Genomic DNA, 25,714 nt, shown 5'->3' on the forward strand with positions numbered 1-25,714 from the left:
CACATCATGCCATCTAAAATCAGAATTTTCACTACACTGGAACAATGAATGATCGAGTCACCGAGGATTTCTCCACCACCACCTCGGCGGGGCTGTGGCGTGGAACCTCTCGTGCCGACCGTGATGGAGCCCGTCGTGAGCGGCTTCTCGAGGCCGCCCTCGAGCTGTACGGAACGCTCGGCTTCCGCGGAACGTCGATCCAGGCACTGTGCCAGGAATCCGGGGTTTCGAGTCGATCCTTCTACGAACTCTTCCCGGCCAGGGGTGCAAGTTCATCGCAGGAGGCGCTGTCGGCTCAGGAGGCACTGCTCGAACAGCTCTACATCGTCCTCAACGCGGAGATCGGCGAAGCTCTGGCGACGCTGACGATCCCGACCTCGTCGAGCCTCCTCGACGCGACCATCCACATCGTCGCCACCGCCCTCATGCCGATGCTCAGCGACGAGCGCAAGGCCCGTGTCCTCGAGGTCGAAGCCGTCGGCGTCAACGAGTCCCTCGAGGCGCGACGCCGAGAGACGATGCGCATGCTCGCCGCCGCCGTCGATGCCGCATTCGAGCGAGTGCAGTCCGTATTCGACCTGCACGGGTCCGAATCCTCGCTGCGGCCAGACGATGGCGGCCTGACCAGTCTCATCATCGTCGGCGGGATCACCGAGGCCCTGGTCCAACGCGTGCACACCCCCGCCCCAGAGCGCACATCGACCACGGTCTTCCTGACCCGCATCGCCGAGGTGGCCATGCGTGCCCATGGGGTGTCCCCGAACAGCGGTGCATGACACCATGAGCTGTCATCGCTTCATGCGTTCGTCAGCGAATCTGAGTGAGTCACGGGTTCGTCAGGGAACCTGAGCGAAGCACGGGTTCGTCAGCGAACCGGGTAGGCATGATCGTCGAGGGAGACAATGACTGTTTCGCAATCGCGGGTGGGCCGCGGCACAGGGGCCGCCATCGTGGCCATCGTACTGGCGCAATGGTTCGGAACCTCCCTGTGGTTCAGTCCCAACGGTGCCGTCGACGGCCTCTCCACCTGGCTCGGTTCGACACCGGCGCAGTTCGGGTGGCTGATCGCCGCAACCCAGATCGGCTTCATCGCCGGAACTCTGCTGAGCGCGACGACCGGAATTGCCGACCGATTCCCGCCCGAGCGGATCTTCATCGTCTCCAGCCTCGTCGGCGCTGGACTGAACTTCGTGTGGACGCTGGGCCCTTCGGACCTCGTTCTCGTCTGGATCTCGCGCTTCTTAGTCGGAGTGAGCCTCGCGGGCATCTACCCGATGGGGATGAAGATGATCGTCAAACGGGCTCAGGCGAAGTCCGCGCAGGCTCTGGCCTGGCTCGTGGCCATGCTCACCCTGGGCACCGCGATGCCGCAGTTCCTGTCTGCAGTCGGTGCCTCTCTGCCCTGGCAATCGATCATGTGGGGTTCGTCGGCTCTGGCGGTCCTGGGAGCCGGACTCGTCGCAACGATCTCCCGTCGCGGTACGGGGCTCTCCGGTCGCCAGGCGGGACTCTCCGGTCGTGGAGCGGCGCAGGCGAGCGCGCCGACGGTGACCGCGCAAACTGGGGCGACACGTCCCGTGCCGGCGAAGACCGCCGCGGACTCAGCACTGCGCAGGCTGTTCCGGGACCGGATGTTTCGCGCGGCCGTCTTCGGGTACGTGGGCCACATGTGGGAGCTCTACGCCTTCTGGACCGTCGTGCCGACGCTCGTGATCGCGGCTTTGGCCGATCAACACAGCCCCACCGGGCTGGCGACGACGAGTTTCCTCGTCATCGCCGCCGGCGTTGTCGGATGCGTGATCGGCGGAATCATCAGTCGCAGGACCGGCGGCGCTGCGGTCGCTGCAGTCGCACTCGCCGGATCAGGTCTGATGTGCCTGATCTACCCGCTGCTGCCCGACCTCGCCCCACTCCTCATCGCGGCACTCGCGCTCTGGGGCTTCCTCGTCATCGCCGACTCTCCCCAGTTCTCGGATCTCGCCGCCCGATACGCTCCGGCCGAACTGACGGGAACGGGACTGACGGCGATGAACTCCCTCGGCTTCGCCGTCAGCGTCATCAGCATCGTCATCCTGCAGAGCCTCATTGCCAGCATCGGAGTGGCCGCCGTATGGCTGCTCCTGCCGGGTCCGATCCTCGGCCTGATCGCGATGCGACCGCTCTTGGTCAGGCGAAGGGTGCCGAAGCCTGATCCAGACGAGTGACTTCATCGTGAGTGAGCTCAAGTTCCGGGGCCGCCATCAAGGCATCGAGCTGGTCCGGCGTGCGGGCCGAGACGATCGGGGCGGTCACGTCCTTGGTCAGCAGCCAGGCGAGGGCAACCGTCGTCGGCTCCACGCCGTGGGCACCGGCCACCGCGACCAGTTCGTCGACGGCTTCGAGTCCCTCGGCGCTGAAGTAGCCTTGGACCATACCGCCGCGGCTCGCGCCCTCGAGATCGGCCTCGGTGCGGTATTTACCGGTCAGGAATCCGGCGGCGAGGCTGAAATAGGTGAAGACGCCGAGGCCGTGCTCCAGTGCCAGCGGCTGCAGCTCGACCTCGTAGTCGTGGCGTTTGACGAGGCTGTATTGGGGCTGGATCGCCACGGGCTTGGCCAGGTTCTCCTGCTCTGCCACGGCCAGCCACTCGGCGAGACGGTCCTTCGAGTAGTTGGATACGGCGACATACCTGGCCTTACCGGCGCGAACGACTTCGTGGAAGACCCGGGCCACCTCGGCGATGGGTGTCACCTCATCATCGCGGTGGGCGTAGTAGATGTCGACGTGATCGGTCTGGAGGCGTTCGAGGGAAGCATCGATGGCGGTGCGGATGTATTCGGGGTCCTGCGTCTTGTGGTCCGGGTGGTCGCCGACCTTCGTGGCGAGGACGACCTTATCGCGGTTCCCGCGGGCGGCCAGCCAGGTGCCGATGATGGTCTCGGACTCTCGCCCGGTGTTGCCGGGCACCCATGCTGGGTAGGACTCAGCAGTGTCGAGGAAGTTGCCGCCGGCTGCGAGAAATCCATCGAGGACGGCATGCGATCCCGCTTCGTCGACGGTCCAGCCGAAGGTGTTGGTGCCGAGGTTGATGGGGAAGATGGAGAGATCGGTGCCGGGGATCTGTACCTGCTGCGTCATGGTGCTCCTGTGTCGTCTCGGGGTCGGACGCCGGTTCATACGAAGGTTCGCACGTGGTCATCCATGTGGTCCAACGACGGGAGCGGAGAAAATAATTCCGAGCTGTGAATGCGAATGAGACGCTATTTGAGCAGCCGGTCCATTCTGCGGTCGCTGAGCTTCTTCCCGCTGGTCTGGCAACCGGGACAGTACTGCAGTGACTTGTCGGCATAGGAGACTTCCGCGATGGTCGAGCCGCAGACCGGGCAGGCCTGGCCGGTGCGACCGTGGACGCGGAGCCCGCGTTTCTTCGCTGCCTTGACCTTCGCCGGAGGCAGATCGATCAGCGAGTCTCGGGCCTGGCCGAGGACCTCGCGCACCGTCTCGAGGAGCGCCGGCGCATCGACGCCCTGGGCCGGGGCGAAGGGGGAGATCTGCGCAGTGTGGAGGATCTCGTCGGAGTAGGCGTTACCGATGCCGGATATCAGCGCCTGGTCCTCGAGGACGGTCTTGATCCGGGACGTCGAACCAGCCAGCGTCGCAGTGAATTGATCTGCGTCGATGGACAAGGCGTCAGGTCCTGCGTTGTCGATGGCGGCCACCTCGGCGCGGTTGGTCACGAGGGAGACCGAAGCGTTCTTCTTCGTGCCTGCCTCGCTCAGGTCGAAGCCGGCGCCGGAGGCCAAGTGGAGGCGCAGACCCAGCGGGCCCTTGCCCATCCGGACCGGTCCCGTCGGCACCACGTCATGCCAGACCAACCAGCCGGCGCGGGCGAACCGACAGACCAGGTCGAGCCCGTCGAACTCGACGATGAGGGCCTTGCCCACCCGGGAGACCCCGCTGATCTCGAGTCCGTTGATCGCCGCCAACGGCGGATGGGCGGTCTTGAGGATGCTCAGCTCCCCGACATCGGCCCGGGTGATGAAGTCACCGACGACATTTGCGCGCAGGAACCTGACCAGTGCGTCGACCTCGGGCAATTCGGGCATACGCCCAGTATGCGCCCTTGGCCATCAAGTGGCACGGCTCTTGTCGGTCCCGGGTTCGGGGGCTAACGTGGACAGACCACGTGGCTGCGTGCGCCGCCATGTTTTTCGACCACTGCTGTAGGAGGTTGACGATGGCTGAGAATGTCGCCCAGAAGCTCATCGGCTCGCATCTGGAATCCGGGACGATGACGCCCGGCAACGAGATCGGGGTCCGCATCGATCAGACACTGACCCAGGATGCGACCGGGACCCTAGTCATGCTCGAGCTCGAGTCCTTGGGCTTGGACCGGATCCGCACCGACACCTCCGTCCAATACGTCGACCACAACCTGCTGCAGACCGATGAGAAGAACCCCGAGGATCACATGTTCCTCCGTTCGGCCGCGCAGCGCTTCGGCCTCTGGTACTCCCCCGCCGGCAACGGCGTCTCCCACCCCGTGCACCAGTCACGGTTCGGCAAACCCGGTACCACCCTCATCGGCTCCGACTCCCACACCTGCGCGGCCGGTGCACTGGGAATGCTGGCCATCGGCGTCGGTGGGCTCGAAGTGGCCATGGCGATGGCCGGCGATCCCCTCTATATCGCCGCACCCGAAGTCATGGGCGTCGAACTCACGGGCGAACTGCCGCCCTGGGTCTCGGCCAAGGACGTGATCTTGGAGATGCTGCGTCGTCACGGCGTCAAGGGCGGCGTCGGCAAGATCATCGAATACCACGGCGAGGGGCTGAAATGCCTGACCGCCATGGACCGCCACGTGATTGCGAACATGGGCGCCGAACTCGGTGCCACCGCGACCGTCTTCCCCGCCGATGACGCCGTCAAGGACTTCCTCGAAGCCAGCGACAGGGGCGAGGACTTCACTCGCATCGTCGCCGACGAGGGGGCCGAATACGACCTCAACGACTCGATCGACCTCTCCCAGCTCGAACCACTCATCGCCGCTCCCTCCTCGCCGGGCAATGTCCGGCCGGTGAGGGAATGCACGGATGAGGAGGTCTTCCAGGTCGTCATCGGTTCATCTGCGAACCCGGGCCTGCGCGACTTCGCCGTCGTCGCCCAGATCCTCGAGGGCAGGCGGCTCGACGGCCGGGTGTCACTCGACGTCAACCCGACCTCGCGTGAGATCCTCGCCGATCTCATCGCCGGCGGCTGGCTGACCTCACTGGTCGGATCGGGTGCCCGCATCCACCAATCCGGCTGCATGGGCTGCATCGGGATGGGCCAGGCACCGGCCGTGGGCCGCAACAGTCTGCGCACCATGCCCCGGAATTTCCCGGGCCGCTCCGGCACCGATGAGGACGCCGTCTGGCTGTGCTCGCCCGAGACCGCGGCGGCCGCGGCTCTGACCGGGCGCATCACCGACCCGCGGGACCTCGACATGGACTACCCGCAGGTGAGGCTGCCGGAGAAGTTCTCCGCGAACCGGTCCATGCTGGTGCCGCCGCTTCCGCTCGAGGAGGCGCGGGAGGTCGAGCTGGTCAAGGGCTCGAACATCTCCTCCCTGCCCGACTTTGAACCGCTTCCCGACGACATCGATCTCGAGATCATGCTCAAGGTCGGCGACAACGTCTCCACCGATGAGATCATGCCCGCCGGATCCAGGGTTCTGCCGTATCGCAGCAACATTCCCAAAATCTCCGAGTTCGTCTACATCCAGGTCGACGACACCTATCCCACGCGTGCGGTCGCCCACGACGGCGGGCACGCCATCGTCGGCGGGGAGAACTACGGTCAGGGATCCTCACGTGAGCACGCCGTCATCGCCCCGCGCTACTTGGGGCTGCGCATCGTCGTCGCCAAATCCCTGGCGAGGATCCACTGGCAGAACCTGGCGAACTTCGGTGTCCTCGCCCTCGAATTCGCCAATGAGGACGACTACGAGGCCCTGTCGCAGGGGAACGTCCTTGAGTTCCGCGGCCTACGTGACGAGCTCGGTGCCGGTGAGACGATCACCGCCGAGGTGGCCGGACGGAAGTTCGAATTCCGGCACACGCTCTCGCCCCGACAGGTCGACATGGTCCTCGCCGGAGGTCGCATCGCCCAGCGAAGTCAGCAGGAGAACAGCCGGCAGAGCTGACGGGGTCAACTCACGCACTCGGTTTGCCCACCTACGCTGGTCGGCGAGCGCGGCAACCCTCCGGCGTTCGCGCGACGACCACTCCTCCAGGCGTTCGCGCGACGGCAACCTGAATGGCGCTGAATAACGCTCCCGCACAGTGCACACAACGTCAGCAACCCTTCGGTCGCTGAGCACCCCGTAGTTGGGTTGCCCAGCGGCCGGAGGGTAGCTGAGATATCAAGGTGCGGCGAGGAAACCGCGCAGCAGTGCCGCGGTACCGTCGAGATGTTCGGCCATGGCCGAGCGGGCTGCAGTCGAGTCTCCGGCGAGGATCGCGTTGTGGATTCGCTGATGCTGGTCGTGTGAATGGGCCAGGTTGGGTTCGATCATGGGGATCCGCTCGAGCAGCTTATTCGCCCGAGTCCGACTTTCCACCATGGAGCGCACCAGGCTCGGCGACCCCGTGACCTGCGCCCAAGTCAGGTGCAGCTGGGAGTCCAGTCGCCGGTACTCGTCCAGGTTCGACTGCCTGCTCGTGTCCATGGCCGCAGCCAGCTGACCTCGTTGGGGTGCGGTGAGATCCTGCCCGGCTGCCACTTCGGCGACGCCCATCTCGATCACACGGCGCCAGGTCAGGGTGTCTTCGACCTCGGCGGGTGAGAACCCGGCAAACTCATCCGCGCCCGAAGCATGAGCGGTGCTGTGCCCCCAGGCCTCGGCCGGATTGCGGGAGACGAACGTTCCTCCGCCACGACCTCGGCGGACATTGACCCATCCGGCGGTCTGCAGTTCCGAGATCGCCTCGCGCAAGGTCGCCCGGGACACCCGCAACTGCTCCGCGAGCTCACGTTCGGGCGGGAAGCGTTGGCCGGGCGGGATGATACCGAGGCGGATGATCTGGAGCAGGCACTCGATCGTCTCCTCGAAGATGTTGCCGGAGCGGGCCGGAGCGATCGCGCGCAGCGCCGTCACCTGGCTGCTGGGGGCTTGGGCCTCGTTTCCCTGAGTCACTCGGGTTCCCGTCTTCTCATGTCAGTGCCGTGTCCCTCGACATCATGCCACCCTCAATCACAGCGGGGTCGTGTAGGCGTTGGTCAGGCCGCCGTCGACGGTGAAGGACTGAGCCGTGACGAACGAGGCATCGTCGCTGGCCAGGAAGGCCACTGCCGCAGCCATCTCGCCAGCCTCGGCGAAACGTCCCATCGGCACATGCACCAGACGACGGGCAGCCATCTCCGGATCCTTGGCAAACAGTTCCCTCAGCAGCTCGGTGTTGACCGGCCCGGGGCAGAGGGCGTTGACGCGGATGCCTTCCTTCGCGAACTCCACGCCGAGCTCACGCGACAGGGCGAGCACCCCGCCCTTCGACGCGGTATAGGAGACCTGGGAGGTCGCCGAACCCATCAGCGCTACGAACGAGGCCGTGTTGATGATCGAGCCGTGCCCCTGTCTGCGCATATGTTTCAGCGCCGCCTGGGAGCACAGGTAGACGGATGTCAGGTTGATGTCCTGGACCTTGCGCCACACGTCGAGGCCGGTCTCCGTGATTGAAGCGTCGGCCGGTGGGGAGACTCCCGCATTGTTGAAGGCGATATCCACGCTGCCGTAGGTGTCGAAGGCAGTCTGGAACAGGTTCTCCACCTGGTCCTGGTCGGTGACGTCGGTGGCGACGAAGAGGCCCCCAACCGCCTCGGCGGCGGCTGCTCCTGCGTCTGCGTTGGTGTCGGCGATGACGATGTTCGCCCCTTCCGAGGCGAGACGCTTCGCGGTCGCCAGACCGATGCCGCTGGCGCCGCCGGTGACGACGGCGGTGCGCCCGGGAAGACGCCGGCAGATGATCTGGGTCGAGTCCGTCGCTGCTGTCTCGTTCATGTGATGTCCTTTGCCCGTTGGTGGTGAGAGTGCGTGGGGTGGTTGCAACCGGTCAGTCGGTGGCGATGAAGAGGTTCTTCGTCTCCGTGAACGAGTCCATCGCGTGGGGACCGAGTTCGCGGCCGATGCCGGAGCGTTTGAACCCGCCGAACGGGGTCGAATAGCGCACTGCCGAATGGGAGTTCAGCGACAGCGCTCCCGAGTCGACGCCGCGGGCAGCCCGCAGTCCCCGGCCCACGTCGCGGGTCCAGATCGATCCCGACAGACCGTAGGGCGAATCGTTGGCCATGTTGATCGCCTCGGCCTCGTCGCGGAAGCGCTGCACGGTCACCACGGGCCCGAACACCTCCTCGGTGACGATGCGATCACGCGGTGATCTCGGCAGCACGACTGTCGGTGCCATCCAGTAGCCGGCACCGCTGGGGGCGCTGCCGGTGAACGCGATGTCGACGCCGTCGAGGAACCCGGCCACATTCTCATGGTGGCCGGAGGAGATGAGCGGTCCCATCTCCGCATCCTCGAGGCTGGGATCGGTGACGACGACACCGGAGACCGCGGGTTCGAGGAGTTCCATGAACCGGTCGAAGACTGAATCGTGGACGAGGATTCGGGAGCGCGCGCAGCAGTCCTGGCCAGCGTTGTCGAAGACGCCGTAGGGTGCGGTGGCTGCGGCGAGTTCGAGGTCGGCGTCGTCGAAGACGATGTTCGCGGACTTCCCGCCGAGTTCCAGCGTGGTCCGCTTCATCGTCGTCGCAGCGTCGGCCATGATCTTCTCGCCCACCGCGCTCGATCCGGTGAACACGATCTTCGCGACCCTGGGATCATCGGTGAACGTCTGTCCGACCACGGACCCCGTGCCCGGGATGACCTGGAAGACACCGTCGGGGATCCCGGCCTGCCGGGCCAGCTCGCCGAGGCGGATCGCAGTCAGCGGGGTCAGCTCGGCGGGCTTGAGGACCACGGCGTTGCCCGCGGCGAGCGCGGGCGCGAAACCCCATCCGGCGATGGGCATGGGGAAGTTCCACGGCACGATGATCCCGACGACCCCGAGGGGTTCGTTGAATGTGACGTTGACTCCCCCTGCCACGGGAATCTGATCGCCGAGGTGGCGCTCGACCCCGCCGGCGAAGTAGTTGAGGACGTCGCGGACGTTGCCTGCCTCACCGCGTGCGTTGCCGATCGTGTGCCCTGCCTCGGCGACCTCGAGCTGCGCGAGATTCTCAATATCGTCATCGACGGCGCGGGCGAATGCGCGCAAGAGTTCGGCGCGTTCGGCCGGATCTGTGGCCCGCCAGCGGGTGAAGGCGTCTGCGGCCCGACCGATTGCGTCCTGCGCCGATTCGACGCTGTGGGCATCGACCGAGGTGATGAGCGCCTCTGTCGCGGGGTTGATCACTTCGGTCATCGGTGGGCCTCCGCTTTCGTCTCGGGTGTGGGTGCCTCAGTTGTCTGTATCGTCGGCACTGTCTTCGTTGTCCTCGCGCGCTGGGCGGCGGCCGCGACGAGGCTGGTGAACAGACGCAGATCCTCGAGGGTCTCTTCCGGATGCCACTGCACCGCGAGCATCGAACCGTCCGGCGTCTCGAAGGCCTCGATGCAGCCGTCCTCGGAGCGCGCGCTGACAATCATTCCCTCACCGAGGTTGTTGATGGCCTGGTGATGATGGCACCGGACCGTAGTCCCGGTTCCGATCAGGCCGGATACGGCGGTATCGGGTGCGGTCCGCACAGCCACCTCGGCGAATTCGTCCTTCTTCTGCGCCTCGTGGGCACCGTAGCCCTCGAGGTCGGGAAGGTGCTGGTGCAGGGTTCCACCGTGGACCGTGTTGACGATCTGGGCGCCGCGGCAGATCGCGAACACCGGGACATTCGCGGCCCGGGCATGCCGGTACAGGGTGGTTTCGAAGATGTCGCGGCGGGTGTTGGGCACCTGGGTGCGGGGGTGGGCCTCGGCGTCGTAGAGGGCCGGGTCGACGTCATCGCCTCCGGTGAGGATGATGCCATCGAGTTCGGCCACCTCGTTCGGGGTCCAGGGGTCTTCTGGGGGCAGGAGGACGACGCGACCACCGGCGCGGGTCACGGCGGTGACGTAGACGCTGGGCAGGAACGCCGCGTCCCGATCCCAGACTCCGAACTGGCCGCGGCCGTAGTAGGTGGGCAGGCCGATGAGCGGTCGACGGGTACCTGGATCGCGGGTTGGTCGTTCGATGGTCGGGTCAGAGTCGTTCAAAGCCACGCCGGACCTCCCAATCAGTGACTGCTGCATCGAAGGCCGCCATCTCCACACGGCCCGCGTGAGTATAGTGGTTCACGACCTCGTCGCCGAATGCCCGGCGGGCGACCTCGGAGGATTCGAAGGCGGCAACGGCGTCGTGGAGGCGGCGTGGAATGCTCGGCACGTCCTGGGTGTAGGCATTGCCGGCGAGGGCTTCGGGCAGTTCGAGTTTGTTCTCGAGTCCATGGATCCCGGCCGCGATGAGGGCTGCGGTCGCGAGGTAGGAGTTGGCGTCGGCGCCGGGGACGCGTTGTTCGAAGCGCAGGCCGGGGCCGTGGCCGACGATGCGTACGGCACAGGTTCGGTTATCCCAGCCCCAGCCCACCGAGGTGGGAGCGAAGGAGCCGTCGGCGAAGCGTTTGTAGGAGTTCACATTCGGGGCGTAGAGGTAGGTGAAGTCGTGCTGAGTGGCGACGACGCCGGCGACGAATTGCTTCATCGTCGTCGACATCTCGGTGCCGTGGCCGGTGGGGAAGACCGGTGTTCCGTCCGTGTCGCGCAGACTCATATGAATGTGGCAGGAGCTGCCCTCGCGGTCGTTGGGTTTGGCCATGAAGGTCACCGACTTGCCCTCTTGGTCGGCGATTTCCTTCGCGCCGAGTTTGTAGACGACGTGGTTGTCGCAGGTGGTCAGCATGTCGGTGTAGCGGAAGCCGACCTCGAGCTGGCCGAGGTTGCATTCGCCCTTCGCGCTTTCGGTGTAGAGGCCTGCTTCGTCCATCTCGTTGCGCAGGCGGCGCAGGTATCCTTCGACCTGGCCGGTGCCGAAGAGCGAGTAGTCGATGTTGTAGGCGCTGGCGGCCTCGAGGTTGCGGTAGTCGTTCTCCATCGCCTCCCGGTAGCCGGTGTTGTAGAGGGCGAATTCGAGTTCTGTCGCACCGATGGGAAAATAGCCCAGTTCCTCGAGCCTCTCCAGCTGGGCCTTGAGCACTTGTCGTGGTGAGACGCTCAGTGGCGAGCCGTCGAGGAAAGCGAGGTCGCATTGGACCATGACCGTCGCCGGGTGCCAGGGGATGCGCCGCAGGGTCGAATAGTCGGGGACGAACATGAGGTCGCCGTAGCCGCGTTCCCAGGAGGTGAGTTCGTAGCCGTCGACGGTGTTCATCTCGACGTCAGCGGCCATGAGGTAGTTGCAGCCCTCGGTGCCGTGGTCCATCACCTCGTCAAGGAAAAACCGGCCCGTGATCCTTTTGCCTTGGAGCCGGCCCTGCATATCTGTGGCGGCGATGAGCACGGTGTCGACTCGGCCGGCGGCGATCTCTGCCTTCAGCTGATCCAGGGTCATATCTGATGAAGTCACGCTCATGGTTCCTCTTCTCGGTAGTGGCACCGCGTTCGCATCCTTGCGACACTCACGCACAGCCCTGCGGTTCTCACGCATCGTTGCGGCATTGGTGGCTTGCGGCGGTTCAGGAAGACTTTCCCATTTAAGGTATGTCACCGAACCATTTGCGCGCAATAGGTGGGACGAAATTTGCTGAAACGCCGCCCTGGGGTCTGCATAAATACCTATTGACAAACCATTTGCACGGTGACAGGCTCAACGTCAGAACAGAGTTGTGAACCGCGTCACGCACTATTTTCGTGACTTCCGCACACATTCCACAGCCGCGTTCCACACGGACGTGCACACGCCAGCCCCGGTGTCTGCGCCCGGGCAACGGTCGGATTCCGACGATCCTGATCGGTCACCGACGACCGATTCGAATCGCACGGACTGGGCCGTACGGGTTCTGACCGACGGTCCGATTCAGTCGGCCGGGTGGCTGGTCAGCGGAAGCAATCATTTCGAGAAGAACGGTGTTCTCCATGAGCAATGAAGCCTCTCCACCCAACGATCCGTCATCCGGCCCGCCACCTGACGGCAAAAACACACACGACGCTGCCGGTCCGGCCCTCAGCGATGACGAAGCCGGTCTTGCCGAGCTCGGATACAAACAGGAACTCAAACGCGGCATGTCGGGCTTCGGCAACTTCGCCGTCTCCTTCTCCATCATCTCGATCCTCGCCGGCTGCATCACCTCCTACAGCATTGCGCTGGGATCAGGCGGCCCGGCGGCGATCACGATCGGCTGGCCGCTGGTGGGCATCTTCGTCCTCTGCGTGGCACTGGCCATGGCAGAGGTCTGCTCGAAGTACCCGACGGCAGGCGGCCTGTACTTCTGGGCCGGGCGCCTGGCCAAACGCAACAAACGGCATTGGGCCTGGTACGTCGGGTGGTTCAACTTCCTCGGCGAGGTGGCCGTGACCGCCGCCATCGACTACGGCGCGGCCACGACCATGATGGCCTTCGCTGCGCTGACCTTCGGCGTCGTGCCCACGGCGCTGAACACGTTCCTGCTGTTCCTCGTCATCATCGTCATCCACGGCCTGCTCAACACCTTCGGCGTCAACCTCGTCAATCTGCTGTCCGGTGTCTCAGCCTGGTGGCACATCGTCGGCGTGCTCATCATCGTCGGCGCCCTGTGGATCATGCCCACGAAGCACCAGTCGTTCAGCTGGACCATGACGGCCTGGCACAACGAGACTGGCTTCACGTTCATGCCGTTCGTCTTCCTCATGGGCCTGCTCATGGCTCAGTACACGTACACCGGCTATGACGCCTCGGCCCACGTGGCCGAGGAGACCAGGAACGCCTCGATAGCCGCACCCAAGGGCATAGTCATGAGCGTGCTGATCTCGATCATCGGCGGTTGGATTCTGCTGTATTCGATCACGGCCGCCATCCAGGACGGCTCGGAAGCAGGACTCACCGCTCTCAATGCCACGGCGACTGGCCTGCCACCGGCTCAGGTCTTCCTCGATGCCCTGAATAACCCGACGATGGCGAAGTTCCTGCTCTTCATCGTCTGCGGCGCTCAGTTCTTCTGCGGCATGGCCTCGGTGACGGCGAATTCGCGGATGAGCTACGCATTCTCCCGCGATGATGCGATCCCCGGATCCAAGCACTGGAAGAAGGTCAACCCGCGCACCGGCACACCCACGAACTCGATCTGGCTGTGCATCGTGCTGTCCTCGGTCCTGACCGTACCGGCGCTGTTCAACGAAACAGCGTATCTGGCGGTGACGAGCGTGGCGGTGATCGGGCTCTACATCGCCTATGTCGCACCCGTCCTGCTGCGACGGCTCAAGGGCGATTCGTTCAAGCCGGGTCCGTGGAATCTGGGTCGCTGGAGCGCGGTCATCGGGTGGGTCGCTGTCGTCTGGGTGATCCTCATCTGCATCCTGTTCGTCCTCCCGCCCACGTTGCCGATCACGATCTCGACGTTCAACTACTCCCCCATCGCCGTGCTCGCAGTGCTCGTCATCAGCGTCGTCCTCTGGTACGCCCGAGGCAAGAAGCACTTCATGCAGCACCTCGACAAGGAGCAGCTGGCCATCGACGAGAAGAAGCTCCTCGACGAGATCGACGACTGAGCAAGCTGAGCCCACGACGGGTTTCCTCTCGATCAACTCTGCGGTCGAAAAGGTCGTCGCCAGTGACGACTTTTTCGACCGCAGAGTTGATCGACGCGGGGAGAGTTCGCCAGAGGAGTGCTCTCTCCACCCGCTCTCCACCCGCTCTCCACCTGTCGCCGGAAGACACAGCTCTCACTCCGGCCGCCACCGCCACCGCGACTGGGGCCACAGATGCAGACGACCCGGTTGCCTCATAGCGAGGCAACCGGGTCGTCTACGTGTCTGGCCGCTAGCAGCCGGGTGAGGGCTTCAGCGTCGCGCCGAAGGTCGCTCCACCCGACTCACACCGACTCTCGACTCACGCGGTCTCGGACTTGTACTTGTCCTCGATTGCGCGGCCGACCTCTTCATCGATGTTGCGCCAGTACTTGAATACGTTGGTCAGCACAGGCTCTTCCACGCCGTCCTTCAGAGCACCGACGACCGTTTCGATGAGGCCCTGGCGCTCCTCTTCGGAGTAGACCTCGCGAACCAGGGTGTGCGCCTGTCCGAAGTCATCATCCTCTGAGTGCAGAGTAGCGGCACTGCGGACCAGCTCACCATCGGATTCCCAACGGGCCTCGACCGGAGTCTCTTCGGCCTGGTACGGGCGACCGTAGGAGTTGGGCGCATAGTTCGGAGCATCACCTGAGTGGTGGTACTCCATCTGACCTTCCTTGTCATAGGAATTGGTCTTCGTGACGGGCGCATTGACCGGCAGCTGGTTGAAGTTCGTGCCGATGCGGTTCCGCTGTGCGTCGGGGTACGAGAAGACACGACCCATGAGCATCTTGTCCGGCGAGATTCCGGTGCCCGGCACGGTGTTCGAGGGGCTGAAAGCTGCCTGCTCGATCTGGGCGAAGTGGTTCTTCGGGTTCTCGTTGAGGGTGAACTTACCGACCTCGATGAGCGGGTAGTCCTTCTTCGACCAGGTCTTGGTCAGGTCGAAGGGATTGAAGCGGTAGGTCTTTGCTTCCTCGTAAGGCATGATCTGGACGTAGACGGTCCAGGACGGGTAGTCGCCGCGCTCGATCGCGTCGAACAGGTCGCGGCGGTGGATGTCCGCGTCCTCACCGGCCAACTGGCCAGCTTCCTCATTGCTCATGTTCTCCACACCCTGGTCGGTGTGGAAGTGGTACTGGACCCAGAAGCGTTCGCCGGCCTCGTTGGCCCACATGTAGGTGTGCGAGGAATAGCCGTTCATGTTCCGCCAGGTCTTCGGCAGTCCCCGAGGTCCCATGAGGTAGCTGACCTGGTGTGCTGATTCGGGCGAGAGTGACCAGAAGTCCCACTGCATGTTGTTGCTGCGCAGACCCGAATCCGGTGTGCGCTTCTGCGAGTGGATGAAATCAGGGAACTTCATCGGGTCACGGACGAAGAAGATGGGGGTGTTGTTGCCCACCATGTCGAAGTTTCCGTCTTCGGTGTAGAACTTCAGCGCGAAACCGCGCACGTCGCGCCAGGAGTCAGGTGAACCGAGCTCACCGGCAACGGTGGAGAACCGAGAGAGCATCGGGGTCTTCTTGCCCTTCTGCAGGAACTTCGCCCGAGTGTACTTGGAGACATCTGCAGTGATCTCGAGTTCGCCGAAGGCACCGGAACCCTTGGCGTGGGGGCTGCGCTCGGGGACGCGTTCGCGGTCGAACCGAGCCAACTTCTCAACGAGTGCAACGTCGTGGAGGAGAAGTGGGCCGTCGGGGCCGACGCTCAGCGAATGCGCGTCGGACTCTCGAGGGGCACCCGATTCGGTCGTCGAGGGCTTCGTGCCGTCGAATCCTGGATGTTCATGATCAGCGTGTTTTGTCATAGCTTCTCCTTCAACCGATTGAGCGACAGGGAGTTATCTTCCCGGTCCACTTCATCCATCATATGACGAACAACAACCGTCATGGGCGATGCAGCGAAAGGGCGACCGCGACTCCCCTGATATCGAGTTCCTGGCAGCGTGCAGAAGACTGTCGAAACCGAATTTCACACTATCCAGGTTCCCTGCCTGGTTCAACCGAGGCGGTCCCTGGAAATATTCCTGGCCCTCAGCCTTCGACTGCTGCCCCGCTTCCACCGCCTGCCGAGCCTGATCCGGACCCGCTGCCCTCACTGCTCGACCCACCGCCCGTACCGCCCGAGCTTGAGCTGCCGGCCCCGGAGCTTCCCGCACCATCCTGCGAGCCAGAGCTCGCACCTGCGCCCGAGGAGCTCGCTGCCCCGTCGGAGGTGTCCGTTCCGGCACTGCTGGATGAACTCGAATCGCTTCCTCCCCCTGTGCTCTCGTCGCCGGTGGCAGTGGAAGAGCTGGCATCGGTGCCCTGGTCAGACCCTGTCTGATCAGCCGTCGAAGATGTGGTGGAGCTTCCTTCGCTCGCCGAGGTGGACTGTCCTTGGCTCGTCGTCGAGCCGTCGTTTCCGCTTCCCGGATTCGAGTTCTGATCGGGCTGTGTCCCCGCCCGCTCTGCACCGGAACCGGGGTTTGCGCCGCCATCCTGTGACGTGTCGGTTTCATCACCGGTCCCGGAACTTCCGGACACGGATCGTGAGATCTGTGAGGTTCCGGGTGAGATGTCGGCATCGGTGAATGATTCGGCCATGACCACGGCACCCAGTCCGATTCCGAATGTCGCCACCCCGATGGTCACCGGGTAGAGCACTCGTTTGCGGCGCAGCCTCTGCCACCAGGTCTTCTTCACTTCGCTGTCGGTTTTCGTGCGATCGGCCGCTTTGCCAGGCGCCGACTTACTGCTCAGGTGGCCGAATGTTCCAGGTTCCTGAATCTCGCCGCCTGCGGTGGATCGCTGCGTTGTGGCGCCGAGTGACTTCGCTTTGACGGCCGGGGCGAGTTTCGTGCCGACTTCCCTGATCTTCTCTTTGCCCTTGTCGAGGCTGCTCGTATACAGGGTCACTGCGAGGCCGGTGATGATGCTGGCGACCCCTGCACCGACGACCGTCCCGGCGACACCCAGTTGTCCGCCGATGACCGATGAGGTGGCTGCAGCCGCGGCGCCGGCGAGGAGCTGAGTCGCGGAGACCCTGTTTTCGCTCTTCTTTTCGGCCTTGCCATTCTCCTCCCCACGCTCACCGGGTTCGCCATCGACTGGCATAGCTGCGGACACCGCGGTTGGCTGGTAGTGGTTCGCGGTGCCCTCAGCCTGAACTTCTGGTTCCGGCACGGTGTCGCGACGGATGGGATTGGGCGGCATCACTGGCGTGGTCACATGTGTGGCTGCGAGTTCTTCGGTGATCAGTGGAAGAGTCTGCGATGGATACGTCACCGCCTCGAACTCACCGTTTCGAGGTGGTGCTGCCTCGTGCTCCGATGCTGTTCGTCCGTGTCCCGACTGTGTGCGATTCTGCTCGTTCGCCACATGTGTCTCGTTCTGATTCGACGCCAAAGTTCCTCCAGTGACCGCTGCCTGGAATCAGTATCTGACGCGGAGGTGCGGGTATCCTGACCCGCACCAGCCCAGCCTGGGACAAAGCTGTGAGCCACACCCTTCACTAACGAACCTGACCTGCGATGATGACCTGTCGTGTGACGCAGCGAACACCCCTGTTGACACCATCTTTTCAGGAATGAAATCCGGGTCTGCACAGGAGCAAGGCAGGATCCCGCCGTCACCGCAGGGAGCGCCTTCGGGCGGGCACCACCAGGTGGGCATCACTCAGTGCAGGACGGCTGCATCGAAATGGTCCGGAAGCACTTCTGCTTCGTCGAGTCGAAGCAGCTGGAAGCGAGCATAGCCGGGGACGGAGTTCAGGCTCACCGCGAACAGCCCGCGACCGGTGAACCGTGTCGACATCTCCAATGCATCCCGCTCGCCTCCGGCGCCGGTTCCGGCTCCGGTTCCGGCTCCGGCCGCATCATCGACTTCGACCATGAGGTTGAGAGCAAAGCACGGGTCTTCCAACCCGACGAGAGAGACCTTCTGCTCTCCACGGAATCTCGCCGGCGCTGCCGGCGTCACCGACTGGACCTGTTCATCAATCTCTAGGACCACCTCGGCACCGATGGGAAGAAATGTGCGGGCCAACCCCGGTAACGGGGAGAACTCGGCCGGGCGGTCAAGGCGCGCGATGCTCAGACGCCACCGCAGACGGTCCGGAGTCAGGGCCTGGGAACCGGCGAGTGAGACGAGCTCGGTCGTCTCCCCCGCTCCGTTGACCCAGGGAACCGGATCGAGGTCGTCGAATGAGGTGATCACGCGCATGTGATCACTGTAGTCGCGGCTCAGCACCACCTGCCAAGAGCATCAATGTCGGTCAGAACATCAATTCAGGACGAGGCAGAACGGGTGACCTGCCGGGTCGAGGAAGACGCGGAAGGTCTCCCCCGGCTGTTCGGCTGCCTTTCCTGCACCGAGTTCGGCCACAGCCGCCTCGGCGACATCGAGATCATCGACGACGACGTCGAGGTGCATCTGCTGCGGGTGGGCCTGACTCGGCCAGCTGGGTGCGTGGTAGTCGTCGACCTGTTGGAAGCAGATCGGCGGCCAGGAATCGGATGTGATCTCTGCCCAGGTGCCATCGTCATCGACCCTGACCTGCCAGTCAAGGAGTTCACCGTAGAACTCCGCGAGTTCGCGTGCGTCAGGAGCGTCGAGAACGACGACGGGCTGTTTTGCGATAGCCATGGTGGAAGTCTACGCCGCGGGCCTGACACGGTGAAGAACGCAGACAGGAGGACCTGTCGACCGTTGGGCCTGCGCCAAGGCCCACACGCCGGTCGGTGCTAGGCTCGAAACACCACAGGGGAGCGCAATGAGATTGGCGCTGAGAGTGCGCAAGCAGACCCTTCGAACCTGATCCGGTAAGCACCGGCGGAGGAAGTGAGGACAGACACCGATGACCGATGTCGACACGAGGCACACCACCAACAGCGGCATTCGACTGGCCGCGGATGGACCGGTTGCGAGCCTGAGAGCGGAAACTGCTCCAACCTGGGAGGCCGCAGTCGGGCACAGATTCGTCACCGAACTGTTTGCCGGGACAGTCGATGACTCCGTGATGAGTCAGTACCTGATTCAGGACTACCAGTTCTTCGAATCGTTCCTCTCGATGCTCGGTGCGTGCGTCGCTCACGGCGATGCGCTCGGGTCCAAGCTGCGGTTCGCCAAGCAGCTCGGCTTCCTCGAAGCCGACGAGGATTCGTATTTCCTCATGGCCTTCGCCGAGGTGGGTGTCCCTGCCGCCGACTACGCTGACCCCCAGCTGGCTGAGCCGACCGAGGGCTTCCGTGACCTCATGGACGAAGCCGTCGACTCGGCCTCCTACGCAGAACTGCTCGTCGTGCTCGTCATCGCCGAATGGCTCTACCTCGATTGGGGCGAGCGCTCGGATACGATGCCTCCACGCCGGGTCCATTCCGGGTGGATCGAGTTGCACCGCGGTGACGCCTTCCGGGCCTGGGTGCAGTTCCTCGTCGACGAACTTGAGCGGGTATTCCCCACCGGCGAGGACGCAGAATCCGCCGCGGTGCGAGGCCGACTGACTCACATCTGGCACCGTGGCGTCGACCTCGAGCTGGCCTTCTTCGACGAGGCGTACGCTATGAACGAAACTCGGTGAAGCTGGAGCACTCGGTTCACATTCTGCATCCCTGGCATAGACGAGGTCGCTCGGATTAGGATTGTTGAGCAGAACGGGTGTGCGGGTGCATCCAGTCACCCCTCGCCGTCGTTGAAGGATGCGAGGTAATACAGATGAGCACACAGCTGCTTCCCGTAACGGACGTTCCGGCGGTCTACATCATTCATGACAATCCCGAATGGATCGCGCCGTTTGCGCGGGCCCTCGAACGTTCAGGCATCAGCTTCGTCGAATGGCTGCTGCCTGAAGCCTCGATCGATCTCACCGCGGAGCCGCCGCAGGGCCTGTTCTGGTCGCGGTTGTCCGCCTCGGCGCACACTCGCACGGATCCACACGTCAAGGACTACGGGCGTGCGGTGCTCGCCTGGCTCCAGACCGCCGGGCGCACCGTCATCAACGGCGCAGACGTCTACGAACTCGAAGTGAGCAAAATCCGCCAGCACCGCGAGCTTGCCACTCGCGGCTTCGACACCCCGCGCACCTCGGCGGTCTTCGGCAGTGCTGCGCTGTCCACGGCGGCGCGCGATTTCGTCCCGCCCTTCATCACCAAGCACAACCAGGGCGGCAAGGGGCTTGGCGTGCGCCTTTTCGAGTCCCATGCCGAACTCGATGAGGCTGCGGGTGACTTCGCACCAGGTGGTGCGAACGAGCCGATCGACGGGATCACACTGGTCCAGGAGTATGTGCAGCCGGGGCAGCCGTTCGTCACCCGTGCCGAATTCATCGGTGGCCGGTTCCACTATGCGGTGCGAGTCGATGTCTCCGATGGGTCCTTCGAACTGTGCCCCGCCGAAGCATGCGAGATCCCCGGCGTTTCTGCCACACCGGTCGACCCGTTCTCCCTGCGTGAGGACATCACCGCGCGCACGCCTCTCATCGGCAGGCTGGAGACGCTCCTGAGCGAACTGCACATCGACATCGCTGGAATCGAGTTCATCGAGACTGCCGATGACCGCCAGGTCATCTACGACATCAACACCAACACGAACTACAACCCGAGCGTCGAAGATAGCCAGCGCGCGGCCGGGCGCACCGCTGCCGCTGACCGGATCGCCGAGTACATAACCGCTGAGGTTGCCGCGTTGACTGTATCCCGCACTTGATGCCAGACCGTCGCGTAGTTCTCCACCAACTGCTCTCACTGCTGCGCGAGGTCAATAGTGGCGAACGAGTGCTTGTCGGCATTGATGGATCCTCGACAACGAAGATCTGGTTCACCCCGCGATCAGAGGCATCCTCACACCGGGGTAGACCGATTGTGCGTCACGGAGATAGTCCGTCCTCGCAATGGTCGTGTCACCCCTCTCCCCTAGACTGACCCCATGAGCAACGCTGAGGTAGATGCCGTCGTCGTCGGATCCGGCCCCAACGGCATGGCCGCCGCGGTCACCATGGCTCGGGCAGGTCTGTCCGTGCAGGTCCATGAGGCCCAGTCGACCATCGGCGGTGGTGCCCGCACCCTTGACCTGGGCCTGGCTCCGGGCATCACCCACGACATCTGCTCGGCCGTGCACCCCTTGGCGATCTCGAGCCCGTTCTTCGTCGATTTCGACCTCCGTGCCCGCGGCCTCGAGTTCACCACCCCGGAGGTCTCCTACGCGCAGCCTCTCGACGATCAGCCGACAGCGCTGGCCTTCCACGATCTCGACGCGACGGTCGACCGCCTCGGCGCGGCCGGACCCGAATGGCGACGGTTCTTCGCCCCGCTCCTCGATCGCGTCGATGATGCGATCTGGCTCTCCCTCGGCGACAAACGCTCCGTCCCGGAGACACTGCGCGATGTTCCCGGCATCGCCAATGTAATGAAGTTCGGACTGCGACTGCTGTCCCAGGCGAGCCCGGCCTGGAACATTCCGCTCTCCCACGAATCCACCCAGTCCCTCTTCACCGGCGTTGCCGCACATGCGATCGGCGGACTTCCTGGCATGGGCACGGCCGCCACGGCCACCATGCTCTCGACCGTCGCCCACGCGGGTGGCTGGCCATCCCCTGTCGGTGGCTCGCAGGCGATCATCGACGCGATGGTCACCGACCTTGAGGCCCATGGCGGGTCCGTGACGACGAATGCGCGCATCGATCACGTCTCCGATATGCCGGCGGCCCGGGCCTATCTCCTCGACACCTCGGCACTGAATGCCGCACAGATCTTCTCCGGACTCCTGCCAGTCAATGTCGACAAGTCCTTGCGCCGTTTCAAACAGGGCAACGCCGCTGCGAAGGTCGATTTCGTCCTCAACAGCCCTGTGCCCTGGACTGATCCGGAGACCGCTCGGGCTGGCACCATCCACGTCGGCGGAACCCGGCAGCAGATGGCCGCCGCCGAGGCGGATGTGATCGCCGGACGCATGCCTGCCCACCCGGTCAGCCTGGTTTCCGACCCAACCGTGTTCGACCCATCGCGTGAGGTCAACGGCCTGCGCCCACTCTGGACGTACTGCCACGTCCCCTTCGACTGCCCGATCGACCCGGCCGAATACATCATCAAGCAGATCGAACGCTTCGCCCCTGGTTTCCGCGACACCATCGTGTCCTACAACTCGATCCCCGCATCGGAGATGGCAGCCCACAATCAGAACTACATCGGCGGCGACATCGCCACCGGGCTCGTCTCCTTCTACCGGATGATGGCCCGGCCGCGCATGAGCTGGGACAACTACAGCCTCGGCGTCCCCGGCGCCTACCTATGTTCGGCGGCGACCCCACCGGCACCCGGCGTGCACGGCATGAACGGCTGGTTCGCCGCTCAGCGAGCGCTGAAGACACGGTTCGGCATCGCCGAGGCACCGAGCCTGGCGCCCTGAGCTCGTCCCCTGAACTCCGAGCAGCGTGGGATTTCCTTCGCCGTCGCCACACCCCGTTGGCTACGGCCACCGCGAGGACAACGAGGCCTGCACCGATCGCTTGTCCCAGGGTGAGCATTTCGCCGAGGATGAGCGCCGCGAGCACGAGGGCGAGCACGGGTTGGATGAGCAGCAGGCTCGCCGTCATCGTCGGCACCAATCGGACGCTGCCCCTGTTGATGAGCAGCCACGCCACCACTTGCCCGAGCACGGCCAAGGCAATGAGGTACATCCATGACTTCGGGCCGATCCCGGCCAGGTGGAGGCCACCGGTGAATTGCGCGATGATTGCCGAGGTCACCGCCGCCGAGGCTGTCGCCCAGGCCAACGGCTGAAGTGTCCCCTCGGCCTTGCGCCTGGTCCCACGGCGGGTGAGGAACATGTACACCCCACAGCCGATTCCCGCGATCAGACCGAGAACGGTGCCGAGAACGGTGCCGAGGACGGCACTGCCGCCCACCTCGGTCAGTGTCACGATGCCTCCCACCAGACCGACGCCGATGAGCATCAGCGGAAGTGCGATGAGGAAACGTGCGCTCACACGCTCACGATCGACGAGCAGCGCGAGCAATGGCAGGACGATGACTTGGACATTGACGAGCACGGTCGAGACGCCCGCGCCCACGAGGTAGATCGACGCCGTCCACGCAATGTAATCGATCCCCAGCGCGATGCCGGCCGCGATCGCCCAGAGGATCCCTGCTCGAGAGAGCCCACCGTGGCGTCGGCGTTCGAAGAGCGCCAGAGGCACGAGGGCGATGACGGCGATCGCGCACCGCAGCACGGCCGTCGTCGCCGCATCGACCCCGGCGAGTTTGACCAGAATCGCGGAGATCGAGAGGCACAGAGCACCCGCGAGCACCGCCGAGACGGCGAGCGCGGTCGGCGGCTCCGACGCTGGGGCGCCTTTGGGTGCGGCGGTCATATGTTGACCGTAAGCCCGCGGAGGCGATCTGGCACCACCCTTGGGGTGAAATGGCCAGTCCCGCAGTCGGGTGCATCGCTGTGCTGACTCACGAACAACGCGCACATGATTGAATCGGGCAGAGATTGTCGGGCGGTGTACACCGCCTGCGCGGAACCATTGATGAGTGAAGGGAGACACCGTGATCGCTGAACTCAATACGCTCATCGACCTCATCGAGTCGGACCTCGCCGATACCGGCAGCACTGTCGGAGGCGAAGGGGTTTCGCATCTCGATGTCGAATCGTTGGCACGGACACTCGGCACGAGCGAATACCATCTGCGGCGCATGTTCTCGTCCCTGGCGGGGATGTCGCTGTCGGAATACGTTCGACGTCGCCGGATGACCGTGGCTGCCGCCGATGTGGCGGCCGGCCGGGGGCTGTTGGGCATCGCGGTCCGCTTCGGATACGGATCGGCCGAGGCCTTCGGGCGAGCGTTCCACTCCGTCCACGGCGTGAGCCCGTCAGCGGTTCGGCGCGACGGTGGCCCCCTTCGCAGTCAATCAACCATCAGGTTCCGCCTGACGATCGAAGGGAGTTCTTCCATGGACACTCGAATCACCGACAAACCGGCGTTCTCACTCATCGGCCACGCCAAGCGCGTGCCCCTCATCCACGAGGGAGAGAACCCGCACATCCGCGAGCACATCGAATCTCTGCCTGCGGATGAGCACGCTCGCCTCAAATCCCTCAGCGACGCAGAGCCCACCGGACTGCTTCAGGTCACAGCCGATGTCGACCCGGACTACCGGGAGGGCACAGAGCTCACCTACCTGCACGGCGTCGCGGTCGGGACACCCGCCTCGGCGCCTGAGGACCTCGACGTCATCGACGTCGTGGCGGGAACTTGGGCGGTCTTCACCACTGCCGGCCGCTTTCCCGAAGCACTGCAGACGACCTGGGCGGCGACGGCAACTGAGTGGTTTCCGTCGAATCCGTGGCAGCTGCGGCCCGGGCCCTCGATCGTTGCGATCATCGACCGGGCAGCGGACTTCAGCACGGCCACCACCGAGCTCTGGCTGCCGATCGAACGCGCGTGACACAATGCCTGTGCGTCCCTGCGGGGACGCACAGGCGTCACCACTGGTCAGTCTCAGCAGCGTCCGCCGTCACCTCGTGCTCGCGGCGAACCGCTTCGGGATCAGCTTCTCCAAGGGCAGGAACGCGGCCCAGCAGATGACCGTCGGCAGGAAGTGGATGCCCAACGCAAAGTAGGTCATGAGGTGGAAGAGGAGGAAGAAGACAACAGCACCGTAGAGCCATCTGCCCTTGAGGAACAGCACAATCGGCGAGAGGAACTCGAAGACCAGCGTCGCCCACTGCCCGGCGATGAGCAGGCCCGGCATCTCAAGGAACGGCTTCGACCATTCGGCACCGCGACGCATGAGCGCCCAGACGATCACGGCCCCGTTGCCCCAGTCGGCGATGTTGCCCGAGGCGATCCACTTCATCACCACCGAGTAGAAATACGTGAGGACGACGGAGATCTGCACGACCCGCAGTGCCCACCCTGCCTTCGCCGAGGTGGTTCCCACGTCCCGGAATCGTGCGATCCCGACCGTCGGCAGCACGACGACGGCGATGACGAGTGCCATGTGATCGTGGGCGACGTAGCCGTATCCCTGGGTGTAGAACATCCACAGCCCGAAGGTGATCACGACCATCCACCCGCTGATTCGCTGAAGGATTCCGGCGGCCGCCAGCAGTGAGAAGACGATGATCGCGGCGAGCAGGATCTGTGCGCCGAGGACGCTGACCGGTGGGATGTGGAGGAACCTGGCCAGCCACAGCGGCTGGTAGAGGTCAGGGGTCCATCCGTGTGGGATGACGTCGGCTGAGATCGTGAGCACGTCGATGATGACGAAGACGTAGACGAAGACGCGGAAAATCGCGACCCGGGCCAGAGAGATCTGGGGCGTGAACCAGCGGATGATCGGATTGCCGACCTTCGCCTCGGCGGGGGTGCCCGTCAGGGTCTGGGTCTTCGGTGCGGGTTTCGCGGGCTTGTTCACTGCACCTCCCAGGTCGCCAGAATCTTGTGTTCGGGCTCGCCGACGCTCTGCCCGTTCTCCAATTGAGTCACGTTGCGGCAGAGGATCATCGTCTCCGGCTTCGGCTCATCGGGGTGGAGGCGCTCGTAGGAATCGGCCAAGGTCTGCAGGAGTTCGGGATGGGCGATGACCCGGTCGAGCTGCGACTCGATGTCACCGCGTTCGATCCCGACCGTGGCCGTGTTGAAGCCGAGTCTGCGCGGTTCGTCCTCGCCGGGGAACTGGGCTTCGATGCACGTCGAATTCACTTCACCGTCGAGGTCCTTGGCGGTGGCGTACTGCGTCAGCGATCCGAGCGGGAAGAAGTCGTTGGTATTGAGGAACTGCCCGCAAGTGAGGATCACGAGGGCGATCGCGGTCGCCCCGAGGCGCCACATGATCGACCATTTCGTCATCGGCTTCGGCTTCATCGCGGTCGCTGAGCCCGCCGAGGCAGCTGCGTCCGCCGGCGGTTTCCTGTTCGTCAGAAGTCGACGCTTCTTCTCATCCATGCGCTGTGTGGTTCATTCTCTCGACGCCGCGGGTACGCAGACCATCGTAGCCGTCCT

General features: G+C 64.3%; 21 protein-coding genes, 1 pseudogene and 1 riboswitch. Of the genes and pseudogenes, 8 read left to right on the forward strand and 14 right to left on the reverse strand.

What is annotated here, in order from left to right; genetic code table 11:
* The first annotated feature begins 44 nt into the window (after positions 1–44).
* A complete protein-coding gene (locus BLT92_RS05625) occupies positions 45–776 on the forward strand; it encodes a TetR/AcrR family transcriptional regulator (protein WP_092103915.1) in 732 nt (243 codons plus the stop codon).
* 126 nt (positions 777–902) lie between these two features.
* Positions 903–2,204 carry an MFS transporter gene (locus tag BLT92_RS05630; RefSeq protein ID WP_092103917.1) on the forward strand — a complete coding sequence of 434 codons (1,302 nt, stop codon included), beginning with the start codon at positions 903–905 and terminating at the stop codon, positions 2,202–2,204.
* Here the strand turns inward: BLT92_RS05630 and BLT92_RS05635 are convergent.
* Both BLT92_RS05635 and BLT92_RS05640 read right to left on the reverse strand, forming a co-directional pair.
* Entirely contained in the window at positions 2,167–3,117 is a 951-nt protein-coding gene (locus BLT92_RS05635; RefSeq protein WP_092103919.1) for an aldo/keto reductase, read from the reverse strand. The genes BLT92_RS05630 and BLT92_RS05635 overlap by 38 nt on opposite strands.
* 122 nt (positions 3,118–3,239) lie before the next feature.
* Positions 3,240–4,085 (reverse strand): DNA-formamidopyrimidine glycosylase family protein, encoded by an 846-nt coding sequence (locus tag BLT92_RS05640; protein WP_092103920.1) that lies wholly within the window; start codon positions 4,083–4,085, stop codon positions 3,240–3,242.
* A 131-nt stretch (positions 4,086–4,216) separates the two neighbouring features.
* Here BLT92_RS05640 and BLT92_RS05645 point away from each other — a divergent pair, with 131 nt between their 5' ends.
* Complete coding sequence (locus BLT92_RS05645) at positions 4,217–6,163, forward strand: aconitate hydratase (protein WP_092103922.1); 1,947 nt, start codon at positions 4,217–4,219, stop codon at positions 6,161–6,163.
* Between the two features lie 219 nt (positions 6,164–6,382).
* On the opposite strand, the gene BLT92_RS05650 is transcribed toward BLT92_RS05645, so the two are convergent.
* The 5 genes from BLT92_RS05650 to BLT92_RS05670 are packed head-to-tail and all read right to left on the reverse strand — an operon-like array spanning position 6,383 to position 11,597.
* A complete protein-coding gene (locus tag BLT92_RS05650) occupies positions 6,383–7,156 on the reverse strand; it encodes a FadR/GntR family transcriptional regulator (protein WP_092103924.1) in 774 nt (257 codons plus the stop codon).
* Positions 7,157–7,213: 57 nt separating this feature from the next.
* Positions 7,214–8,017 carry a 3-oxoacyl-ACP reductase gene (locus BLT92_RS05655; RefSeq protein WP_092103925.1) on the reverse strand — a complete coding sequence of 268 codons (804 nt, stop codon included), beginning with the start codon at positions 8,015–8,017 and terminating at the stop codon, positions 7,214–7,216.
* Positions 8,018–8,069: 52 nt separating this feature from the next.
* Positions 8,070–9,422 (reverse strand): aldehyde dehydrogenase family protein, encoded by a 1,353-nt coding sequence (locus BLT92_RS05660; protein WP_092103927.1) that lies wholly within the window; start codon positions 9,420–9,422, stop codon positions 8,070–8,072.
* Positions 9,419–10,252 carry a gamma-glutamyl-gamma-aminobutyrate hydrolase family protein gene (locus BLT92_RS05665; RefSeq protein WP_231939043.1) on the reverse strand — a complete coding sequence of 278 codons (834 nt, stop codon included), beginning with the start codon at positions 10,250–10,252 and terminating at the stop codon, positions 9,419–9,421. The genes BLT92_RS05660 and BLT92_RS05665 overlap by 4 nt, the downstream gene beginning before the upstream one ends.
* Entirely contained in the window at positions 10,233–11,597 is a 1,365-nt protein-coding gene (locus tag BLT92_RS05670; RefSeq protein ID WP_092103930.1) for a glutamine synthetase family protein, read from the reverse strand. The genes BLT92_RS05665 and BLT92_RS05670 overlap by 20 nt, the downstream gene beginning before the upstream one ends.
* Before the next feature lie 503 nt (positions 11,598–12,100).
* Between BLT92_RS05670 and BLT92_RS05680 the strand changes: the two genes are divergently transcribed.
* Entirely contained in the window at positions 12,101–13,708 is a 1,608-nt protein-coding gene (locus BLT92_RS05680; protein WP_092103933.1) for an amino acid permease, read from the forward strand.
* A 340-nt stretch (positions 13,709–14,048) separates the two neighbouring features.
* Here BLT92_RS05680 and BLT92_RS05685 read toward each other — a convergent pair whose 3' ends face one another.
* The 4 genes from BLT92_RS05685 to BLT92_RS05700 all read right to left on the reverse strand — a co-directional run bounded on the left by BLT92_RS05685 (position 14,049) and on the right by BLT92_RS05700 (position 18,354).
* Positions 14,049–15,536 (reverse strand): catalase, encoded by a 1,488-nt coding sequence (locus BLT92_RS05685; protein ID WP_092103935.1) that lies wholly within the window; start codon positions 15,534–15,536, stop codon positions 14,049–14,051.
* Positions 15,537–15,762: 226 nt separating this feature from the next.
* The gene (locus BLT92_RS05690; protein WP_157691346.1) at positions 15,763–17,088 is read right to left on the reverse strand and encodes a hypothetical protein; all 1,326 of its coding nucleotides are present in this window, start codon (positions 17,086–17,088) and stop codon (positions 15,763–15,765) included.
* 297 nt (positions 17,089–17,385) lie between these two features.
* Positions 17,386–17,931, reverse strand: coding sequence for a HutD family protein (locus tag BLT92_RS05695; RefSeq protein WP_157691347.1), 546 nt, complete (start codon positions 17,929–17,931; stop codon positions 17,386–17,388).
* Between the two features lie 60 nt (positions 17,932–17,991).
* The gene (locus tag BLT92_RS05700; protein WP_092103940.1) at positions 17,992–18,354 is read right to left on the reverse strand and encodes a VOC family protein; all 363 of its coding nucleotides are present in this window, start codon (positions 18,352–18,354) and stop codon (positions 17,992–17,994) included.
* 106 nt (positions 18,355–18,460) lie between these two features.
* Positions 18,461–18,566: riboswitch (TPP riboswitch) on the forward strand.
* On the opposite strand from BLT92_RS05700, the gene BLT92_RS05705 reads away from it, so the two are divergent.
* From BLT92_RS05705 to BLT92_RS05715, 3 genes are all read left to right on the forward strand, one after another.
* Complete coding sequence (locus BLT92_RS05705) at positions 18,566–19,288, forward strand: TenA family protein (protein WP_092103942.1); 723 nt, start codon at positions 18,566–18,568, stop codon at positions 19,286–19,288. (Overlaps the previous riboswitch by 1 nt.)
* Positions 19,289–19,422: 134 nt before the next feature.
* The gene (locus BLT92_RS05710) at positions 19,423–20,412 is read left to right on the forward strand and encodes an ATP-grasp domain-containing protein (RefSeq protein ID WP_092103943.1); all 990 of its coding nucleotides are present in this window, start codon (positions 19,423–19,425) and stop codon (positions 20,410–20,412) included.
* A gap of 219 nt (positions 20,413–20,631) precedes the next feature.
* Positions 20,632–22,110, forward strand: a complete 1,479-nt coding sequence (locus tag BLT92_RS05715) for a phytoene desaturase family protein (RefSeq protein WP_092103945.1) — start codon at positions 20,632–20,634, stop codon at positions 22,108–22,110.
* A 118-nt stretch (positions 22,111–22,228) separates the two neighbouring features.
* Here BLT92_RS05715 and BLT92_RS05720 read toward each other — a convergent pair.
* Positions 22,229–23,290: pseudogene (locus BLT92_RS05720) on the reverse strand (DMT family transporter); the annotation flags it as partial.
* On the opposite strand from BLT92_RS05720, the gene BLT92_RS05725 reads away from it, so the two are divergent.
* The gene (locus BLT92_RS05725) at positions 23,256–24,155 is read left to right on the forward strand and encodes an AraC family transcriptional regulator (RefSeq protein ID WP_092108830.1); all 900 of its coding nucleotides are present in this window, start codon (positions 23,256–23,258) and stop codon (positions 24,153–24,155) included. The pseudogene BLT92_RS05720 and the gene BLT92_RS05725 overlap by 35 nt on opposite strands.
* Positions 24,156–24,224: 69 nt before the next feature.
* Here the strand turns inward: BLT92_RS05725 and BLT92_RS05730 are convergent, their stop codons facing one another.
* Together BLT92_RS05730 and BLT92_RS05735 are read right to left on the reverse strand one after the other, a co-directional pair.
* Positions 24,225–25,127 (reverse strand): HTTM domain-containing protein, encoded by a 903-nt coding sequence (locus BLT92_RS05730; RefSeq protein ID WP_231939045.1) that lies wholly within the window; start codon positions 25,125–25,127, stop codon positions 24,225–24,227.
* Positions 25,124–25,657, reverse strand: a complete 534-nt coding sequence (locus BLT92_RS05735; protein WP_092103947.1) for a hypothetical protein — start codon at positions 25,655–25,657, stop codon at positions 25,124–25,126. The genes BLT92_RS05730 and BLT92_RS05735 overlap by 4 nt, the downstream gene beginning before the upstream one ends.
* Positions 25,658–25,714: the final 57 nt, after the last annotated feature.

The sequence above is a fragment of the Brevibacterium picturae genome, assembly GCF_900105045.1.
Taxonomy (GTDB): Bacteria; Actinomycetota; Actinomycetes; order Actinomycetales; family Brevibacteriaceae; genus Brevibacterium; species Brevibacterium picturae.

Coding starts and splice junctions, on each gene's coding strand:
- BLT92_RS05625 (WP_092103915.1), top strand. CDS start 45: ATGAATGATCGAGTCACCGAGGATTTCTCCACCACCACCTCGGCGGGG.
- BLT92_RS05630 (WP_092103917.1), top strand. CDS start 903: ATGACTGTTTCGCAATCGCGGGTGGGCCGCGGCACAGGGGCCGCCATC.
- BLT92_RS05635 (WP_092103919.1), bottom strand. CDS start 3,117: ATGACGCAGCAGGTACAGATCCCCGGCACCGATCTCTCCATCTTCCCC.
- BLT92_RS05640 (WP_092103920.1), bottom strand. CDS start 4,085: ATGCCCGAATTGCCCGAGGTCGACGCACTGGTCAGGTTCCTGCGCGCA.
- BLT92_RS05645 (WP_092103922.1), top strand. CDS start 4,217: ATGGCTGAGAATGTCGCCCAGAAGCTCATCGGCTCGCATCTGGAATCC.
- BLT92_RS05655 (WP_092103925.1), bottom strand. CDS start 8,017: ATGAACGAGACAGCAGCGACGGACTCGACCCAGATCATCTGCCGGCGT.
- BLT92_RS05660 (WP_092103927.1), bottom strand. CDS start 9,422: ATGACCGAAGTGATCAACCCCGCGACAGAGGCGCTCATCACCTCGGTC.
- BLT92_RS05670 (WP_092103930.1), bottom strand. CDS start 11,597: ATGAGCGTGACTTCATCAGATATGACCCTGGATCAGCTGAAGGCAGAG.
- BLT92_RS05680 (WP_092103933.1), top strand. CDS start 12,101: ATGAGCAATGAAGCCTCTCCACCCAACGATCCGTCATCCGGCCCGCCA.
- BLT92_RS05685 (WP_092103935.1), bottom strand. CDS start 15,536: ATGACAAAACACGCTGATCATGAACATCCAGGATTCGACGGCACGAAG.
- BLT92_RS05695 (WP_157691347.1), bottom strand. CDS start 17,931: ATGCGCGTGATCACCTCATTCGACGACCTCGATCCGGTTCCCTGGGTC.
- BLT92_RS05700 (WP_092103940.1), bottom strand. CDS start 18,354: ATGGCTATCGCAAAACAGCCCGTCGTCGTTCTCGACGCTCCTGACGCA.
- BLT92_RS05705 (WP_092103942.1), top strand. CDS start 18,566: ATGACCGATGTCGACACGAGGCACACCACCAACAGCGGCATTCGACTG.
- BLT92_RS05710 (WP_092103943.1), top strand. CDS start 19,423: ATGAGCACACAGCTGCTTCCCGTAACGGACGTTCCGGCGGTCTACATC.
- BLT92_RS05715 (WP_092103945.1), top strand. CDS start 20,632: ATGAGCAACGCTGAGGTAGATGCCGTCGTCGTCGGATCCGGCCCCAAC.
- BLT92_RS05735 (WP_092103947.1), bottom strand. CDS start 25,657: ATGGATGAGAAGAAGCGTCGACTTCTGACGAACAGGAAACCGCCGGCG.